Source organism: Bradyrhizobium sp. URHD0069, assembly GCF_000701345.1.
GTDB lineage: Bacteria > Pseudomonadota > Alphaproteobacteria > Rhizobiales > Xanthobacteraceae > Bradyrhizobium.
Window position 1 is genome coordinate 77,544 of record NZ_JNIJ01000016.1, and the last position, 17,949, is coordinate 95,492.

The following is a 17,949-nucleotide window of genomic DNA, read 5'->3' on the forward strand; positions in this document are numbered from 1 at the left end:
GTCGTTTCGCAGCAGCCCTGACGCGCGGGCGGTACGCCGGCGCTGTCGATGGAACGCGGATGACCGAATTTCCAAGAAAAATTACTGACGATCCCTACGGTGCGGCGATCCTGATTCGCCGTCTGATCACGGAGCAGGGAGCCGCCCATTGGCGGCGCTATCTGCTCGCGTTCACGCTGATGGGGGTCTCGGCAGCCGCGACCGCCGGCTCGGCCTATATCCTCGGCCAGGTTATCAATCAGGCCTATGTCGACAAGAACGTCCACGGCATCGCGGTTCTGTCGGGGGTCACCGTCCTGATCTTTATGCTCAAGGGTGCGGCGACCTACGGTCACCAGGTGATCCTGTCGAAGATCAGCAACGCGATCCTCGCCAACAACCAGCGCCGGCTGTTCGCCAAACTGATGAGCGAAAGCGTCGCTTTCTTCTCGGAACGGCACTCGTCCGAATTTCTGGCGCGCCTGACATCGGGCGCGAATTCCGTCACCCAGGTTCTCAGCCTCTTGATCAACGCACTCGGGCGCGACCTGTTGCTGCTGATCGGGCTTGTTGCCGTCATGGTGACCCAGGATCCGTATATGGCGCTGCTCGGCTTCCTGGTGGCGCCGCCGGCCATGCTGGTGCTGCGCAAGCTGGTGAAGCGGATCAAGGGCCTCGCGCACAACCAGTTCACAGGCACCGCCGACATTCTTGAAACCATGCAGGAGTCACTGCAGGGCATTCGCACCGTCAAAGCGTTCACGCTCGAGCAAACCATGCGCGAGCGGATCGACGCCAGCATCGCTGCGGTCGAGCGCAATGCCAACAAGATGGCGCGAGTTTCCAACCGTTCGAGCCCGCTGATGGAGACGCTGGGCGGTTTCGCGGTGGCCGGCGGACTGATGTATGGCGGCTACAGCGTCGTCGCGATGGGCGCGACGCCGGGTCAGTTCTTTTCGTTCCTGACCGCATTCCTGATGGCTTACGAGCCCGCCAAGCGTCTGGCACGCCTCAACATCGAGCTCAACAGCAGCCTGGTCGGCGCGCGCATGCTGCTGGAAATCGTCGACAGCCCGGCCAGCGAGCCCGCCGATGACGACAAGCCGTCCTTGAAACTCGGCGATGCGCGGGTCGAATTGCGCGACGTGAGCTTCGCCTACCGTCCGAACGAGCCGGTACTCAACCGCATGAGCTTTGTCGCTGAGCCCGGCAAGGTCACCGCGCTGGTCGGCCCTTCCGGCGGCGGCAAATCGACGGTGCTGGCGCTGCTGCTGCGATTTTATGAGGCGACCGGCGGCGACATTCTGATCGACGGACAGTCGATTTCCGCGGTGTCACGAAAATCGCTTCGCCAGCAGACCGCCTATGTCGGGCAGGACGTCTATCTGTTCCGCGACACCATCCGCGAGAACATCGCGTTCGGCAAGGTGGGCGCGACCGAAGCCGAAATAGCGGCCGCCGCAAAGGCGGCCTGCGCGCACGAATTCATCATGGGCTTTCCGCTCGGCTACGAAACCCCGGTCGGCGAGCACGGCACGCAATTGTCCGGCGGCCAGCGTCAGCGCATTGCGGTAGCGCGCGCGCTGGTGAAGAATGCCCCGATCATCCTGCTTGACGAAGCGACTGCGGCGCTCGATTCGGAATCGGAAAAGCAGGTGCAGGAAGCGATCGAACATCTCTGCCAGAACCGCACCACCATTGTCATTGCCCACCGCCTGCACACCATCATGCACGCCGATGCCATCCTCGTGGTCGAGGGCGGCGAGATCGTCGAGCGCGGGCGGCATGACGATCTGTTGCGCCGCGGCGGGCGCTATGCCTCGTTCTTCCGCCTGCAACACCGCGATGCCGGGCCCCTCACCCTGGCTCCGATCAGCGCAACCGCCTAAAGCAACCCCCGAGTTTCCGCCCTTAAACCCGCCGAGACCTTTTCATGAGCGCCACATCCTTTGTCATTCCCGCCCTTCCGCAAGCATCGATCGCCGTCGCCGGCGACACCAAATCGTTTCCGGTTCGGCGCATCTGGTGCGTCGGGCGCAACTATCTCGAGCACATCCGAGAGATGGGAAATGACGAGCGCGCGCCGCCGTTCTTCTTCGCCAAGCACGCCGACATGATCGAGCCGGACGGAGCCACCATCCCCTACCCGCCGCTGACCAAGGATTTGCATCACGAGGTCGAACTAGTCGTGGCAATGAAGAGCGGCGGCCTCAACATTGCCGCCGACAAGGCGCTCGACCACGTCTATGGCTATGGCGTCGGCATCGACCTCACCCGCCGCGATCTGCAGCTGGCCGCGCGCAAGAAGGAACGGCCGTGGGAAGTCGGCAAATCGTTCGAACATTCCGCGCCCTGCGGCGCGCTGCAGCCGGCCTCCAAAATCGGCCATCCGGCCAAGGGAAAGATCTGGCTCTCGGTCAACGGCACCGAACGGCAGAAGGGCGACCTCACCGAGTTGATCTGGAGCGTACCCGAGATCATCGCAAAGCTGTCGGAGCAGGTGACGCTCGGCGCCGGCGACATCATCATGACGGGGACACCGGCCGGCGTCGCGGCATTGTCACCTGGTGACAAAATCGAATGCGGGGTCGACGGCGTCGGCACCCTGAAGGTCACGATCGGCAAGCCGGCATAGTTGCTCTCGCACCCCGGACGCTGCGCAGGGCACGCGGGTCCGGTGCGCTACTGGGCCGGAGCCCCACCCGAATCAACTACAAACGGCTCCCGGCTCTGCGGAGCAGCCTACCGGACGATGCTTCGCATCGCCGGGAGAACGCGGCACCGCGTCCGGGACGCGCCGGCTATTTTGCGCACGTTTCAGTAGAACTGCGAAAAAATTCGCGGTCCGTTAACCATACGGACATTAAATGGGCGGACCCGCCACAATCCCCGCGCTGGAGCCGCCGATGACCCCCGACTGGAACGCAATCCGCCTTGATTTGCTAGAGATCGACGAGCCGATGCGGGTGACATTGCGCGAGATGCGGCCCCTTTTCGCAAAGGCCCTGCCCGGCATTCTGGCGCGGCTCTACGACAAAGTCCGGCACTACGATCCTTCCTGCGGCATCTTTAAGGATAGCGCGATGCAGGAGGCGATTCGGATGCAGGTGCAGCACTGGGACCTGATCGCTGCGGGCGATTTTGGCGCCACTTACGCTGATTCGATCGCGCGATTTTGCGAGTTCAATCAGCGCGCGGGCGTTGCGCCGCAATGGTATCTCGGCTGCCACCAGATGTTCATTACCGACCAGCTGATGAAAGCGGTCGAGAGCGAAATAGAGATCCCGCGCTTCGGCCGCGCTGCGCAGACCGCGCGCGACAAGAAGGCGCTGATGCTGAACGCCATCGCTAAAGCCAACATGCTGGACACTGAAAAGGTCGTCGCGTCTTACTTCAACTCCAACCGTCAGGCCCGCAAGGATGCCACCGCGCAGGCGGGCGACCGCTTCCGCGCCATTGTCACATCACTGTCGAGCGCATCAAACCAACTGGAAAGCACCGCGCGTGCGCTGAGCGACAATGCCGGCAACACCACGCGGCTTGCGACCGTCGTCGCCAACGCCTCGGAAGACGCCTCCAACAACGTACAATCGGTAGCGTCGGCGACCGAAGAACTTGCCAGTTCGGTGCGCGAAATTTCATCGCAGGTTCAGGAATCCAACCGTATTGCCGCCAGCGCCGTGAAGCAGGCCGATGAAACGGATTCGCGCATCAATGCGCTGTCGCAAGCCGCCAGCCGGATCGGCGACGTCATCAAGCTGATTACCTCGGTTGCCGAGCAGACCAATCTTCTGGCGCTCAACGCCACGATCGAGGCGGCGCGCGCCGGCGAAGCCGGCCGCGGCTTCGCCGTAGTCGCGCAGGAGGTCAAGGCACTCGCCGCGCAGACCGCCAAGGCCACCGACGAAATCGGCATCCAGATCGCGGGCATGCAGACCGCGACGCAGGAGGCGGTCGGCTCGATCAAGATGATCAGCTCGACTATCGGCAAGATTTCCGAAATCACCGGCGCGATATCGGCGGCGATCGAGGAACAGGGCGCCGCCACCCAGGAAATTTCCGGCAACATTCAGCGAACCGCTGACGGCACTGCACAAGTCGCGGGCACCATCGCCGAGGTCAGTCAGGGCGCCAACCAGACCGGCGTGGCATCGAGCCAGTTGCTGTCATCGGCCAAGCAATTGTCGGACTCGACAACCAGCCTGCAGGCCGAGATCGATGGCTTCTTGAAGTCGATTGCTGCCGCGGCGTAGTTGCGGATCAGGAACAAGGCCTTGCGCGGTGTCAGGCCCGCGCCATTGCCTGCAGGCCCTTGAAGGTCAGGCGCTTGGGGTTCCTTCACACCGGCGAGATAAAGCTTGCGGATGAAGGCTGTGACCGCGTCGCGGTCGCAGTCGGTCAGCGCGACCACGGCATCGACGGCAATTTTCTGAGCGTCCATGGGCTTCCTCGTGTTGCCTTAAGCCTCAACCGCGAAAGCTTAGAATTCGCCGATTAATACGGCGTTAACCGTTCGCTTCGATGGCCGATTCGCTTGCCAGGGCGAATAGGTGAAACAACGCATAGCGGCACCAATCGGCGGTCTTCTTGATCGATGTCAGTTCGCAGCGCTTCCGCGGACTACCGCCGATCAATAACCGGCGACTTCGATGACTGCTTCGGCGAAGGCTTGGGGTGCTTCCTGAGGGAGATTGTGCCCGACGCCGCCCGTGATGGTCCGGTGCGAATATCTGCCCGAGAATTTTTTGGCATAGGCGCTGGGGTCCGGGTGTGGCGCGCCATTGGCATCACCTTCAAGGGTGATGGTGGGCACGGTGATGACGGGAGCTTCAGCAAGCCTCTTTTCGAAGGCGTCGTATTTCGGCTCGCCCTCGGCCAGGCTCAGCCGCCAGCGGTAGTTGTGAACCACGATGGCAACGTGGTCCGGGTTGTCGAACGACGCAGCAGAGCGATCGAACGTGGCGTCGTCAAAATTCCACTTCGGGGACGCGAGTTGCCAAATGAGCTTGGCAAAATCGCGCCGGTATTTCTCGTAGCCGGCCCGGCCGCGTTCGGTGGCGAAATAATACTGGTACCACCATTGCAGTTCAGCCTTTGGCGGCAGCGGCATCTTGCCGGCTTCCTGGCTGCCGATCAGATAGCCACTGACCGAGACGAGGGCCTTGCAGCGCTCCGGCCACAGCGCCGCGATGATGTCGGCCGTCCGCGCGCCCCAATCAAAGCCGGCAAGCGTCGCCTTCTGGATTTTGAGTGCATCCATCAGGGCGACGACATCGAGCGCGATCGCCGATGGCTGACCAATCCGAACCGTATCGTTTGAAAGAAAGCGCGTCGTGCCATAGCCGCGCACATAGGGAATGATCACCCGGTAGCCCGCCGCCGCCAGCATCGGGGCGACATCGACAAAGCTGTAGATGTCGTAGGGCCAGCCGTGCAGCAGAATGACGGCAGGACCATCGGCGGGGCCGGCCTCGGCGTAGCCTACATTGAGAAGGCCGGCATCGATCTGCTTCAGGGGGCCGAACGATGTGTGGCTCCCCGGCTTGACCGCAGGCATATCTCTCGGTTTTGCCTTGCCTGATTGTGCATACGCGGAACCGCTTAGGGCAAACTGGGCGGCGGCAATGGACATGGCCGCGGTGCCGAAAAAGCGGCGGCGGTGTTGGTTGACCTGTTCGGGCATTTTGATCGTTCCATCGTGTTTAGTTAAGAAGTGCGCCCCGCCGTCCACCTCCTTGAATAAATGAGCTTTCACGGACCCGTTAAAGTCAAGCCATCCGTCAGGCGGACTTGTCGGTGATCATCCCGGTGCGCTTGTCGGTACTGGTCTCGACTTGCTGTTTGATCATTTCCCGAATCTTGTCTTCGATGTTCTGCTGAGCGGCAGGATCCATCGCTTTGAACTGATCCTCGGTGAGCCCCAACTGAGCGAGCATCTGTGCATGCATCTGCTCGGCGGGTGTCATCCTCGCATATTCGAGAAATTCGCCGATTTGGTCTTAGCAGGTTTGGCCGTCAGGCTTGCTGACTTCTCCGTGACGAAGGAGGCCGTCGGCTATCTTGCCCGGCGCCGCCATCCGATAATCTACTACGCCAAGCCGACGCAGGCCTCGCTCAGACCGACTTGTCGGTGATCAACCCGGTGCGCTTGTCGCTGCTCTCGGCGGCCTGTTGTTTGATCATCTCGCGGATCTTGTCTTCGATCTTCTGCTGCGCGGCGGGATCCATCGCTTTGAACTCGTCCTCGGTGATACCCATCTGCGCGAGCATGGCGGCGTGCATGCGCTCCGCGGGCGTCATCTTCGCGTAGTCGAGAAATTTCTGCTCCGCCGTCTTGGCTTCGACGGGCTTGGCGGTCATTGAACCCGACTTCAGGTTGTCGAAAACTGGCGGCAAAGCGCCTGAAAACGAAATTGACATGGCGAACTCCGATTTGGATTCACCAGGTCGAGCAAAGCTCATGCCAGTCGTCAAAGCCGCCAACGCTGGATTGCCTCGCGTCGAGGGCGCGCCACACACGGCAAAAATTGCCGGATCAAGAAAAAATTTGCCGAGGATCGTGCCACTGCCGCGCGCAGAGCCGATGCTCGCTTTGCCCGTCGCAAATACTACGTCACGCCGCCATCGACTTGCCGTAGCCGGGCGGCCCGTCCGTGCCCATATCAATCATAAGTAAGGCTTGCGCGAGTTAGGCGGATGGCGCCGCATCGCGTCACGAATACCGCATCACGCCGTCATCGACCTTGCCGTAGCGCAGCGTGACGATGTCGAGCGCATAGTTTTGATACAGCCGCCATGGGCGCTTCGAGCCCTGCTTCGGCATTTTCGCAATTGAGCGTTGCACGTAACCGGAGGAGAAATCGAGCGACGGCAACTCAGTAATGTCAGGATCGGCATTGTGCGGCACGCATTGCCTGTAGCCACGGCGGTCCATGTAATTGATCAGGCGGCAGACATATTCGCAGGTCAGGTCGCATTTCAGCGTCCAGGACGCATTAGTATAGCCGAATGACGATGCCAGGTTGGGCACATCAGAATACATCATGCCCTTGTAGTTCAGCGTCCGGGCGAAATCGACGGCGCGGCCATCGACGCTGACTTCCAAACCGCCGAGCACCTGCAGATTAAGGCCGGTAGCGGTGACGATGATGTCGGCTTCGAGCTCGCTGCCGTCTTTCAATCGTATGCCGTTTTTCGTGAAGGTGTCGATTTCGTTGGTCACCACCGAGGCGCGCTTTTCCTTGATCGCGTTGAAGAGGTCTCCATCCGGCACCAGGCACAGCCGCTGATCCCAGGGATTGTAGCGCGGCGTAAAATGCGCGGCGATGTCGTAGTCGGGACCGAGCGCCATCCTGACGCCGCCCAGGATCAGTTGCTTGACCCGCGCGGGCCGGCGCCGGCTGAGCTGGAAGAAATACATGCCCCACAGCACGTTGCGCCAGCGGATCAAATGATAGGCGAGCTTGGTGGGCAGATTGCGCCGCAACTTGTTCGCGAGCGGGTCCTGCGCCGGACGCGAGACCACATAAGTCGGCGAGCGCTGGAGCATGGTGACGTGACCGGCGGTCCTGGCCATTTCCGGCACCAGCGTCACCGCGGTAGCGCCCGAGCCGATCACCACCACGCGCTTGCCCGCGTAGTCAACGTTGTCGGTCCATTTCTGCGGGTGCACGATCCGGCCGGCGAAATTCCCGGTGCCGGAAAATTCGGGCGTATAGCCTTCCTCGTATTTGTAATAGCCAGAGCACATGAACAGGAAATTGCAGGTGAAGCGCACGATGTCGGCACCGCCGTCGCCGCCCCGGGCGCGTTCGGCCTCCACGGTCCAGCGCGCATCCTGCGTCGACCACGACGCGCGCTTGACCCGATGGTTGAAGCGGATTTTCCTGTCGATGCCGTTCTCGGCGGCGGTTTCGCGGACGTAGTTCAGGATCCGCGGCCCGTCGGCGATCGCCTTCGGCTCGGTCCATGGCTTGAACGAATAGCCCAGCGTGAACATATCGCTGTCGGAGCGTACGCCGGGATAGCGAAACAGATCCCAGGTGCCGCCGATGCAGTCGCGGCCCTCGAGAATGGCGAAGCCCTTGCCCGGACATTTATGCTGCAGGTGATAGCCCGCGCCGATGCCGGACAGCCCGGCGCCGACGATCAACACATCGAAATGTTCTGATGACATGGCGGCCCCCGAAAGGCGAATTGTCCGATCGCCAACGCAGGCAGTCAATCGGCAAAACCGGAGAAAAATGCATTTCACAGGCCAAAGGTCACGAGCTTGCTCAGCGCTGACCGGCTCCGACCCGATGGTGCTCCGCCGCCAGACACATCAGCAGTGCGAACACCGGAATAATAAACAATGGCCCGAAGGCGAGTCCTGTAAGCTTGGCAAGCGGCGCAGCCACGAGCGGCACGAGCAGCATCATAGCCATTCCGGTCCTGATCCATGGCGCTGGAATCCGCGAACGCGCCTCTTCCCTGTGCAGCCACACAACGACGAACGCACCGATCACCAGGTCGTAATCCTGCAGATAAGGCGTCGCGAGGCAGGTGCCGACAATAACCATTGCGTTGCGGATATGGGCTGGGTCATCACGCAGCCAGGATCGTGCGACGAAGAACGCCGCCGCTAGGGCGGTAGCCGCCTGCAACGCATACGCCGGTCCAACGTCTGCTCCAAGCCGGCGGGCAAACACAAAAACCGACAACATGCGATGCCATACGCCGGTTCCGTCTTCGAGAATGCTCGTTCGCAGCAGCGAGAGGTTGTTTGCGTATTCCAGCCAGCGATCAACTCCGAAGGCAACTGCACTCACGGTCGCCAATACTATGACCGTTACGCCCGTCGCGCCTACCGTCAACCACCGTCTGCCGGCGATGAGCGCAAATGGCAGCATCAGCGCGAGATGTGGCTTATAGGCCAGCAAACCGAACAGAAGGCCTGCGACGAGCGGGCGGCGATCCATCAACGCCAACCCGCCGCCGAGCAATGCCGCTGTCATGGCGCCGTTCTGTCCGCCGAGGGCGTTGATGAACAACGCCGGTATCGCCAGCGAAAGCAGCAATACATCTTCGCTCGACGAGAGTTTGAGTGCTCGATAGAAACCATACCACGTCGCAACGAGCCAGACGCCAAGCGCAGGCACATATGGAATGAGTGCAAGCGGCAACGTCAGCAACAGGAGAACTGGTGGATAGGAGTAGTGATAAGCGTCGATGTTCGGGCCGGTGATCGACTGCTCAAATCTATGAAAAGCGAGGAAGTCATAGATTTCATTCGCGCGGCCATGAAGCGCGAGAAATGCGCCTGACCAGTAGTTGACGAAATCGTCGCCAAATGGGCGACGAATACCGTCACTCAGGCCGTCGTGAGTCTGACGCAGGAGATCGATCAGATATGCTGCGAACGCAATGACGATCCAGCATCGCGCGATCAACCGGAGCCGCGTTGGGTTCGTCAGCACACCAGCCGAAGTATCTGACGGTACCGCAGGATTCTTTGCGGATTGATCTAACAACGTCATGGCCTGCCTCATCATTGCGTACATGCAAGATGCGGTCAGCGCGTTAGCGTCGCGTTAATGAGTTTGGGTATGCGAAGCCCAAGTGGATTGGGCCATGCCAGGACACGCCTTAAATGAAAAGCCCCGGATCGCTCCGGGGCTTTTTGCGGGTCTCAAGGTCAGGTCTCAATACCTATAATGCTCCGGCTTGAACGGGCCTTCCGGCTTCACGCCGATATATTCGGCCTGGTCGGGGCGCAGTTTTGTCAGCTTCACGCCGATCTTGGAAAGATGCAGCCGCGCCACCTTCTCGTCGAGCGACTTCGGCAGCACATAGACCTTCTTCTCGTACTTGCCGTCCTTGTTGTTGGCGAACAGTTCGATCTGCGCCAGCGTCTGGTTGGTGAAGGACGCGGACATCACGAAGGACGGATGGCCCATGGCGTTGCCGAGGTTTACGAGACGCCCTTCCGAAAGCAGGATCATCCGCTTGCCGTCAGCGAAAGTGATCTCGTCGACCTGCGGTTTGATGTTGGTCCATTTCAGATTGCGCAAGTGCGCGATCTGGATCTCGTTGTCGAAATGGCCGATGTTGCAGACGATGGCGCGATCCTTCATCGCGCGCATGTGGTCGATGGTGATGATATCCTTGTTGCCGGTGGCCGTGACGAAGATGTCGGCGCGCGGGGCGGCATCTTCCATGGTGACGACTTCATAGCCTTCCATCGCCGCCTGCAGCGCGCAGATCGGGTCGACCTCCGACACCATGACGCGGCAGCCGGCCTGACGCAGTGAGGCGGCCGAGCCCTTGCCGACGTCGCCGAAGCCCGCGACCATCGCCACCTTGCCCGACATCATCACGTCGGTGCCGCGTCGGATACCGTCGACCAGCGATTCGCGGCAGCCATAGAGGTTGTCGAATTTCGATTTGGTGACGCTGTCGTTGACGTTGATCGCAGGGAACAGCAGCGTGCCCGTCTTCTCCATGTCGTAGAGCCGGTGTACGCCCGTCGTCGTCTCTTCCGAGACACCCTTGATGTTCTTGGCGATCTCGGCGAACCAGCCCTTCGGCTTCTCCTTGAGCATCCGCTTGATCAGCGCGAAAAACACCTCTTCCTCCTCGCTGTTGTGCTGATCGAGGAATACGGTATCGCCGCGCTCGGCGCGCAGGCCCTGGTGCACGAACATGGTGGCGTCGCCGCCGTCATCGAGGATCATGTTGGGCGTGCCGCCGCCATGCCAGTCGAATAGCTTGGCGGTGTAGTCCCAGTATTCGGTGAGGCTCTCGCCTTTCACCGCGAACACCGGGATGCCGGCCGCGGCGATTGCGGCTGCAGCATGGTCCTGCGTCGAATAGATGTTGCAGGAGACCCAACGGATGTCGGCGCCGAGTGCTGCCAGCGTTTCGATCAAGACCGCGGTCTGGATCGTCATGTGCAGGGAGCCGGCGATCCGCGCCCCCTTCAAGGGTTGCTTGGGGCCGTATTCCTCGCGCGTCGCCATCAGACCGGGCATCTCGGTCTCGGCCAGCGAGATTTCCTTGCGGCCAAATTCGGCGAGCGCGATGTCCTTGACGATGTAGTCGGTGAAGGCAGGCTTCTTGGCGGTGGCGGTCATGTAATCTTCCTTTGTCTTGGCCCGAACGACGTCTATTTGCGAACCGGACTGCAATTCATTTCTCATCATGCCCGGCCACGTCTGCTTTGCGCAGACTGCACAAACTTGTCTGCGATGCAGGGCATCCACATCTTGGCCGCGACAAAGAAGACGCCTTGGCCGGGACAAGCCCGGCCATGACGGCTTAAATATGTCGCAGCAGCCTGCTCACATACGCGATCACACCGCGCGTTTCAGCACTTCGGCAAGATCGGTCTTTTCCCAGGAAAACCCGCCCTCATTGTCCGGCGTGCGGCCGAAATGGCCATAGGACGAGGTCCGCGCGTAGATCGGCCTGTTGAGATCGAGATGCTTGCGGATGCCGCGCGGGGTCAGATCCATCGCCTCGGCCACGGCTATCTCCAACTTGTCCTCGGGAACCTTTCCGGTGCCGTGGGTGTCGATATAGATCGACAGCGGCCGCGCCACGCCGATCGCGTAAGCCAGCTGCAGCGTGCAGCGATCGGCGAGACCGGCGGCGACGATGTTCTTGGCGAGATAGCGCGCGGCATAAGCGGCCGAACGATCGACCTTGGTCGGGTCCTTGCCGGAGAACGCGCCGCCGCCATGCGGGGCCGCGCCACCATAGGTATCGACGATGATCTTGCGGCCGGTCAAACCTGTATCGCCGTCGGGACCGCCGATGTAGAATTTGCCGGTGGGATTGATGTGCCAGATGGTCTTGCCGTTGATCCAGTCCTTGGGCAGCGCCTCCCGCACATAAGGTTCGACGCGATCGCGGACCTGGTTCGAGGACATGTCCTCAACCAGATGCTGATGCGAGACCACGATCTCGCGCACGCCGATTGGCTTGCCGTTCTCATATTGCACGGTGACCTGGCTCTTGGAGTCCGGCCCCAGCACCTTCTCCCTGCCGGAGTGCCGCGCTTCCGAGATCAGCCGCAAAATCTTGTGCGCGTAGAAGATCGGCGCTGGCATCAGATCCGGCGTCTCGTTGGTGGCGTAACCGAACATGATGCCCTGATCGCCCGCGCCTTCCTCCTTGTTGGTGCCCGGCTGCAGCGCATCGACGCCCTGCGCAATATCGGCGGACTGAGGATGCAAAAGGATTTCGATGTCGCAGGAGTTCCAGTGGAAGCCTTCCTGCTCGTAGCCGATGTCCTTGATCGCCGCGCGCACCACGCTTTCGATCTGATCGTTGGTGACCGACTTGGGGCCGCGGGTTTCGCCGGCGATCACCACCTTATTGGTGGTGGCAAGCGTTTCACACGCCGCGCGAATCGCCCAGGGATCGATACCCGCTTTGGGCCCTTCGCGGAAAAACAGATCGACGATTTCGTCGGAAATCCGGTCGCAGACTTTGTCCGGATGGCCTTCGGAAACCGACTCGCTGGTGAACAGATAAGACGCGCGCATCAACTAACCCCTTTTCCGCCAAACCTCGGCGGTTTCTTTGGTGATATGTCCTGAATGTCAGTCGCGACGGCGCGAGATGACGTAGGATTCGTCGTAGAACCAGAGTCCATTATGCTTGCGCAAAACCTCCCTGGTGGCATCGAGGGTACGGCCGCTTTGAGTCATTTCCGCCAACCTGTCGTCTTCGATCTGGGCGACATACACTGCCGCGTTCCACGCTGCAAAGGCCGTTGAGGATCCGATCGATCCGGTGACCTCGTTGGGCAACGCTTCCATATCATAGCGAAAGATCGAGCGGTTATCGGCATAGGCGTTAAAGTTTAGGTCGCGTCCGGCCGAACCCAGTTCGTATTTCACCGCGCGCAATAGCTCATGACGGCTTACCGAGAAAGGGTTTTCTCCAGGCCACACTGCCTGAATAATCTCCAGGCCGGGGTCCTGACCGTGAGAGTGAATTCCGATCAAACGGCCGCCAGCCCGCAGTGCCCGCGCCAGCGGCGCAATGATGCGTTTGGCGCGAAAATTGACTGAAGATTTGGCACGATAGGGCTGCGAGGCGATGATCAGGTCGAAATTGGCCTCGGAGCGCCCGGCGCGCGGGATGATCGAATCCAGCAAAAACCGGTGGTCTTCCCGGTACAGCACGATGGCGACCGGCCGCTCATAGACCGGCATGCCCGAGCGCGGGCTGACATTGGCGCGCCAGTTCTGCTCAAGAAATGGGCCGAGTTCGGCGATCTGAGCTTCGAATTCCCCCGAGGAGGCCCCGCGCAAGGCCACTTCGTGCCAGATCATGCTTGCTGCCGCCGCTGGAGCGGCTGGCGCCAGCCAGGGCGCTTCGGCGTAATACATGTTGGTGAGGACAAAAACCGTCGCCGGGTGCTCGAATAGCCGGTCCGGCACCTTCGCCAGCGTCAGTCGGACATCCTCGAGGCTGAGTTCCTTGCCGGCGACATAGAACGGCATATGGGGAAAGCGGCCATGCATGGAACGCATGACGCGCGCCAGCACGGTTCCGTCGCCGACGCCGGCATCAAATACCCGCAGCGCCGGCGGCCGGGGGTGGATGCTGCCCAGTTCCAGCGCTACCCGTTCCGCGATCACCCGCTTTTCGCTGCAGGTATGGACGAACAGCAGGTATTTCTGCCGATTCTCGAAAAACCGGAAGTTGCCGCGGGGATCGCGCTTCTCGGCCGAGACTTCAAGGCCGCGCGGCGGCGGCGCCCCGCCGGGCATCGAGGCGGCGATATAGGCCTGGATGCGATCCAGCGTGTCGATGGTGATGCGCTTGCCCTCGCGCAGCCGATGCACCAGCTTGCCGTCATTGACGGCACGGCGCCCGAACGTCGATTCCGCCATATCGACCTGGCGGCAGAATTCGGAAATCTGGCTCAGGATCTGGTCGTTTTTCATCGGGCGGTTTGGGCCAGGTTGGTGGGCAGCGGTGGATGACACGGTTGTCCTACCATCATCTGCCCAACGGGGGATACGGGCCAAGTCCCCCGGGGAGGATAAGGGCGCGTGATCCCTGGACGGCCGCTCGCAGTAAGGCCTTTACCGATTCGGTGGGCCTCCGGCCGCCGGGAGGACGCTGCTTCGCGTCCGGGACACGGAGGCTCTCGGACGCTCCCTGAAGGAGGGAGAACAACTCACTTCCCCCACACCTCGTTCGCCACATCGACCGCGAGCTTCAGCTTCGCCCACTGCTCGTCCTCGGTAAGGAGGTTGCCCTCTTCGGTCGAGGCGAAGCCGCATTGCGGCGATAGCGCGAGCTGCTCCAGCGGCGCGAACTTGCTCGCCTCCTGCAGCCGCCGCTTGATGTCCTCCTTCTTTTCGAGTTCGCCGAATTTCGAGGTGATGACCCCGACCACCACGATCTTGTTGCCCTTCGGCAAAAATCTCAGGGGCTCGAAGCCGCCGGCACGGTCGGAATCGTATTCGAGGAAATAGCCGTCGTAATTGGTGCCGGCCAACATGGTCTCCGCCACCGGCTCATAGCCGCCGGACGAAACCCAGGTGGAGCGGAAATTGCCGCGGCAGACATGGGTGGTGATCGTCATGTCGGCCGGCCGCTCCGCGATCGCGTAGTTGATGACCCGGGCGTAGATTTCCTGCAGGCCATCGGGATTGTCGCCGCGCTCGCGCGCTTTCTTCAATTCCTCTTCCGAGCAAAGATAGGCCCACACGGTGTCATCGAATTGCAAATAGCGGCAGCCGGCGTCGTAAAAAGCTCTCACGGCCTTGCGGTACGTCTTGCCGAGATCCTCGAAGAACGCCTTGAGGTCCGGATACACCTCTTTCGAGATCGACCTGCGGCCGCCGCGGAAGTGCAGCACCGCCGGCGATGGGATCGTCATCTTCGGCATGACGTGCGCAATCTCGCACTGCTTTTTCAGAAACTTGAAATGCGCCAACATCGGATGATCGTCAGGAAAATCAAGTTTGCCGATGACACGCACCGCGTCGGGCCGGGTCTGGACGCCTGCGAACTGGATGCCCTCGTCGGGATGAAACAGTTCGCAGCCGGTCAACTTGGCGAGAAAGTCGAAATGCCACCACGAACGGCGAAACTCGCCGTCGGTCGCAAGCTTCAGGCCGATCGACGCCTGCTTGTGCACGACCTTTTCGATCTCCATGTCCTCGACCTTGCGCAGATGGTCGGCCGAGATCTCGCCCTTTTCCAGTTTGGCGCGCGCCTCCTTGATGCGCAGCGGCCGCAGCAGGCTGCCGACTTCGTCGGCGCGGAACGGGGCTTTTATTCGTTGCATGTCTTGCTCCTACGACGCTTGGCCAGTTCCTATGATTGCAACACCATCCAGTCGTCATTGCAAACGGGTCGGCGCAAAAGGCCGCCCGATGACAGGCTCCGCGAAGCAATCCAGAAATATAAATATAACGGACAACTGGATTGCTTTGTCGCTTCGCTCCTCGCAAGGACCGAAAATTCGACGGTGTCACGACTTACCCGCCACGCCGAGGTATCGCTCGAGCACCGCGGGATCGGCTTTCAAGGCGGCACTCGCCGCATCATGAACGATCGCGCCGCGCTCCAATATCACGATGCGGTCGGCCAACCCCAGAATCTTTTGCGCATTCTGCTCGACAATAATCGAACAGGTACCCCCGGCGCGGGTGATGGTACCGAGCGCCTTGAGCAGCTCTTCGACAATGATCGGGGCCAGCCCCTCGGTCGGCTCGTCCAGCAGCAGCACTTTTGGATTGAGCGTGAGCGCGCGGCCGATCGCCAGCATCTGCTGCTCGCCGCCGGAGAGCTGGTTGCCGAAATTGTTGCGGCGCTCTTTCAGCCTCGGAAACATCTCGTAGACCTTTGCCACCGTCCACGGTCCGGGGCGCGCCACCGCAGTCATGTTCTCTTCCACCGTCAGCGAGCGGAAGATGTTGCGCTCTTGCGGCACCCAGCCGATGCCCGCCCGCGCCCGCTGGTCGGGCCGCATCTCGGTGATGTCCTGACCGCCAAGGATAACGCTTCCGCCGAAGCGGTGGGTAATTCCGACAATCGAATTGATCAGGGTGGTCTTGCCGGTGCCGTTACGCCCCAAGAGTGCCAGCACCTCGCTTTCCGCTAGCCGCAGCGACATGCCGGGCAATACCACGGCTTCCCCATAGCCGGCGCGCAGGCCTTCGATGCGCAGGAGATCAGGCATCGGCGGCCTCACCGAGATAGACCGCCTTGACTCTGGCGTCCCGCGCTACTTCAGCCGGCGGGCCTTCGACCAGCATCGCGCCATTGACCAGCACCGAAATGCGGTCGGCAAAACTGAACACCAGATCCATGTCGTGCTCGATCAAAAGTATCGTGACATCGCGCGGCAACGCGGCGACGGCCGCCAAGATATCCTGGCGTTCGTTTTCCGGCACGCCGGCGGCGGGCTCATCGAGCAGCAGCACCCGCGGCTGGGCGGCAATGGCGACCGCGATCTCCAGCAGGCGCTGCTTGCCATAGGGTAGCGTCGCAGTGAGGTCGTTCATCACATCAAGCAGATGGAAGCGCGCGAGATTTTCCGCGATCTCGGCGTTGACGTCGTCGCGCGTCCCCATCCGGCGCCACCAGTCGCCGCCACGGCCGAGCCGTTCCGACACCGCAAGCCCGATGGTCTCGAGCGGCGTCAGATCGGCGTAGAGCTGGTTGATCTGGAAGGTGCGGGACAGCCCGCGCCGCACACGCGCGTGCACCGGCAAATCCGTGATGTCGTTGCCTTCGAGCAGGATACGCCCGGCATTGGGCTTGAGCACGCCGGTCAAGAGATTGATGACGGTGGTCTTACCGGCGCCGTTCGGGCCGATCAGCGCGTGGCGCGCACCGGCCTCGATCTTCAGCGAGAGATCGCGGGTGACCTTCAGTGCCTCGAACTGCTTTTCGAGCCCCCTGGTTTCCAGCGCGATCGTCATGGCGCGTCGCTTTCGGGAACGGCGACGATGGCTCTTCGTCCGCCGAACTGCCTGATGATCAGGTTCGGCGCCCACAGCGCCCAGCGATGCAGGCGCGCCCGGCCGACCAGCACGATCACGACCAGCACGAGGCCGATCCAGAACTGCCAGTATTGCGGCGTGATGGTCGAAAACACTTCCTGCAGCATTTTGAACACCACCGCGCCGATCAATCCGCCGTAGAGATAGCCGGTGCCGCCGATCACCAAGACCAGCATCAAATCCGCGGAACGCTCGAACGAGAACACGTCGAGCGAGGCGAGCGCCGTCGTCTGGGTGAACAGCGCGCCGGCGATTCCAGCATAAAATGCGGCGAGCGTGTAAATCGCGATCAGACGGCGGTTGACCGGGATGCCGATCGCAGCCGCACGCAGAGGATTGTTTCTGATCGCACGCAGCGACAGGCCGAACGGCGAGTGCACGATCCGCCGCGCCAGCAGGAACAACAGGAACAGAACGATAAGCGAGTAGAAGAAGCCGACCTTACCGAACATGTCGAAGGTAAACAGCCCGAGGATCGGCTGCATCTCGATGCCCTGCAAACCATCGGTACCGCCGGTGATGTTGGAAAAACGCTCGGCCAGCGCCTCCAGCAGCAAGGCAATGCCCAGCGTCACCATCAGGCGCGTCAGGTCGGCGCCCCTTATTACCAGAAAACTGGTGAGAAAGCCGACCGCCATGGCGACGAGACCGGCAACAACCAGCGCGATCACCGGCTCGGCAATGATGCCGTGCAACGCGAGCAGCCCGGCGCAATAGGCGCCGATGCCGAAGAACGCCGCGTGGCCGAGGGAAACGATACCGGCGTAGCCCAGGATCAGATCGAGCGACAGCGCGAACAACGCCAGCCGCACGATATCCGTCATGATGAGATAGCGAGAGGGGAACAGCAACGCGCAGGCGAGTGCGAGGATCCAGAACGCGATCTCGGTCCAACGCCAGCGCGCCTGCCGGGTGGCGTGATATCCGACGTCGGCTCGCGCGGTCATGG

At 61.4% G+C, this 17,949-nt stretch carries 15 protein-coding genes; 3 read left to right on the forward strand and 12 right to left on the reverse strand.

Going from position 1 to position 17,949, the window contains the following annotated elements; genetic code table 11:
• Positions 1–59: 59 nt before the first annotated feature.
• The 3 genes from N554_RS0110815 (at position 60) to N554_RS0110825 (ending at position 4,232) form a co-directional block, all read left to right on the forward strand.
• Positions 60–1,868 (forward strand): ABC transporter ATP-binding protein, encoded by a 1,809-nt coding sequence (locus N554_RS0110815; RefSeq protein ID WP_029583484.1) that lies wholly within the window; start codon positions 60–62, stop codon positions 1,866–1,868.
• 44 nt (positions 1,869–1,912) lie between these two features.
• Positions 1,913–2,614: a fumarylacetoacetate hydrolase family protein gene (locus tag N554_RS0110820; RefSeq protein ID WP_029583485.1), complete on the forward strand. Its 702-nt coding sequence runs from the start codon at positions 1,913–1,915 to the stop codon at positions 2,612–2,614.
• Positions 2,615–2,885: 271 nt separating this feature from the next.
• The gene (locus N554_RS0110825; protein ID WP_029583486.1) at positions 2,886–4,232 is read left to right on the forward strand and encodes a globin-coupled sensor protein; all 1,347 of its coding nucleotides are present in this window, start codon (positions 2,886–2,888) and stop codon (positions 4,230–4,232) included.
• A 377-nt stretch (positions 4,233–4,609) separates the two neighbouring features.
• On the opposite strand, the gene N554_RS0110840 is transcribed toward N554_RS0110825, so the two are convergent.
• From N554_RS0110840 to N554_RS0110895, 12 genes are all read right to left on the reverse strand, one after another.
• A complete protein-coding gene (locus tag N554_RS0110840) occupies positions 4,610–5,662 on the reverse strand; it encodes an alpha/beta fold hydrolase (protein ID WP_029583488.1) in 1,053 nt (350 codons plus the stop codon).
• Between the two features lie 97 nt (positions 5,663–5,759).
• Positions 5,760–5,945, reverse strand: a complete 186-nt coding sequence (locus tag N554_RS39810; RefSeq protein ID WP_156041883.1) for a hypothetical protein — start codon at positions 5,943–5,945, stop codon at positions 5,760–5,762.
• A gap of 148 nt (positions 5,946–6,093) precedes the next feature.
• A complete protein-coding gene (locus N554_RS0110850) occupies positions 6,094–6,399 on the reverse strand; it encodes a hypothetical protein (RefSeq protein WP_029583490.1) in 306 nt (101 codons plus the stop codon).
• Between the two features lie 292 nt (positions 6,400–6,691).
• On the reverse strand, positions 6,692–8,155 hold the full coding sequence (locus tag N554_RS0110855) for a flavin-containing monooxygenase (RefSeq protein WP_029583491.1): 1,464 nt from the start codon (positions 8,153–8,155) through the stop codon (positions 6,692–6,694).
• Between the two features lie 100 nt (positions 8,156–8,255).
• Complete coding sequence (locus tag N554_RS0110860) at positions 8,256–9,497, reverse strand: glycosyltransferase family 87 protein (RefSeq protein ID WP_081851226.1); 1,242 nt, start codon at positions 9,495–9,497, stop codon at positions 8,256–8,258.
• Positions 9,498–9,662: 165 nt separating this feature from the next.
• A complete protein-coding gene (gene ahcY / locus N554_RS0110865; RefSeq protein WP_029583493.1) occupies positions 9,663–11,093 on the reverse strand; it encodes an adenosylhomocysteinase in 1,431 nt (476 codons plus the stop codon).
• A gap of 219 nt (positions 11,094–11,312) precedes the next feature.
• A complete protein-coding gene (gene metK / locus N554_RS0110870) occupies positions 11,313–12,509 on the reverse strand; it encodes a methionine adenosyltransferase (RefSeq protein ID WP_029583494.1) in 1,197 nt (398 codons plus the stop codon).
• A gap of 57 nt (positions 12,510–12,566) precedes the next feature.
• Positions 12,567–13,922 carry a hypothetical protein gene (locus N554_RS0110875; protein ID WP_029583495.1) on the reverse strand — a complete coding sequence of 452 codons (1,356 nt, stop codon included), beginning with the start codon at positions 13,920–13,922 and terminating at the stop codon, positions 12,567–12,569.
• Between the two features lie 236 nt (positions 13,923–14,158).
• Complete coding sequence (locus tag N554_RS0110880; protein WP_029583496.1) at positions 14,159–15,277, reverse strand: cobalamin-independent methionine synthase II family protein; 1,119 nt, start codon at positions 15,275–15,277, stop codon at positions 14,159–14,161.
• Positions 15,278–15,463: 186 nt separating this feature from the next.
• Positions 15,464–16,174: an ABC transporter ATP-binding protein gene (locus N554_RS0110885; protein WP_029583497.1), complete on the reverse strand. Its 711-nt coding sequence runs from the start codon at positions 16,172–16,174 to the stop codon at positions 15,464–15,466.
• On the reverse strand, positions 16,167–16,919 hold the full coding sequence (locus tag N554_RS0110890; protein ID WP_029583498.1) for an ABC transporter ATP-binding protein: 753 nt from the start codon (positions 16,917–16,919) through the stop codon (positions 16,167–16,169). The genes N554_RS0110885 and N554_RS0110890 overlap by 8 nt, the downstream gene beginning before the upstream one ends.
• Positions 16,916–17,947, reverse strand: a complete 1,032-nt coding sequence (locus N554_RS0110895) for a branched-chain amino acid ABC transporter permease (protein ID WP_029583499.1) — start codon at positions 17,945–17,947, stop codon at positions 16,916–16,918. The genes N554_RS0110890 and N554_RS0110895 overlap by 4 nt, the downstream gene beginning before the upstream one ends.
• Between the last annotated feature and the right edge of the window lie 2 nt (positions 17,948–17,949).

Bases quoted from the DNA above. Each gene is read 5' to 3' on its own strand.
- N554_RS0110860 (WP_081851226.1), bottom strand. From the start codon at position 9,497: ATGACGTTGTTAGATCAATCCGCAAAGAATCCTGCGGTACCGTCAGAT.
- N554_RS0110855 (WP_029583491.1), bottom strand. From the start codon at position 8,155: ATGTCATCAGAACATTTCGATGTGTTGATCGTCGGCGCCGGGCTGTCC.
- N554_RS0110825 (WP_029583486.1), top strand. From the start codon at position 2,886: ATGACCCCCGACTGGAACGCAATCCGCCTTGATTTGCTAGAGATCGAC.
- N554_RS0110895 (WP_029583499.1), bottom strand. From the start codon at position 17,947: ATGACCGCGCGAGCCGACGTCGGATATCACGCCACCCGGCAGGCGCGC.
- ahcY (WP_029583493.1), bottom strand. From the start codon at position 11,093: ATGACCGCCACCGCCAAGAAGCCTGCCTTCACCGACTACATCGTCAAG.
- N554_RS0110890 (WP_029583498.1), bottom strand. From the start codon at position 16,919: ATGACGATCGCGCTGGAAACCAGGGGGCTCGAAAAGCAGTTCGAGGCA.
- N554_RS39810 (WP_156041883.1), bottom strand. From the start codon at position 5,945: ATGACACCCGCCGAGCAGATGCATGCACAGATGCTCGCTCAGTTGGGG.
- N554_RS0110815 (WP_029583484.1), top strand. From the start codon at position 60: ATGACCGAATTTCCAAGAAAAATTACTGACGATCCCTACGGTGCGGCG.
- N554_RS0110875 (WP_029583495.1), bottom strand. From the start codon at position 13,922: ATGAAAAACGACCAGATCCTGAGCCAGATTTCCGAATTCTGCCGCCAG.
- N554_RS0110880 (WP_029583496.1), bottom strand. From the start codon at position 15,277: ATGCAACGAATAAAAGCCCCGTTCCGCGCCGACGAAGTCGGCAGCCTG.
- N554_RS0110820 (WP_029583485.1), top strand. From the start codon at position 1,913: ATGAGCGCCACATCCTTTGTCATTCCCGCCCTTCCGCAAGCATCGATC.
- N554_RS0110885 (WP_029583497.1), bottom strand. From the start codon at position 16,174: ATGCCTGATCTCCTGCGCATCGAAGGCCTGCGCGCCGGCTATGGGGAA.
- N554_RS0110840 (WP_029583488.1), bottom strand. From the start codon at position 5,662: ATGCCCGAACAGGTCAACCAACACCGCCGCCGCTTTTTCGGCACCGCG.
- N554_RS0110850 (WP_029583490.1), bottom strand. From the start codon at position 6,399: ATGTCAATTTCGTTTTCAGGCGCTTTGCCGCCAGTTTTCGACAACCTG.
- metK (WP_029583494.1), bottom strand. From the start codon at position 12,509: ATGCGCGCGTCTTATCTGTTCACCAGCGAGTCGGTTTCCGAAGGCCAT.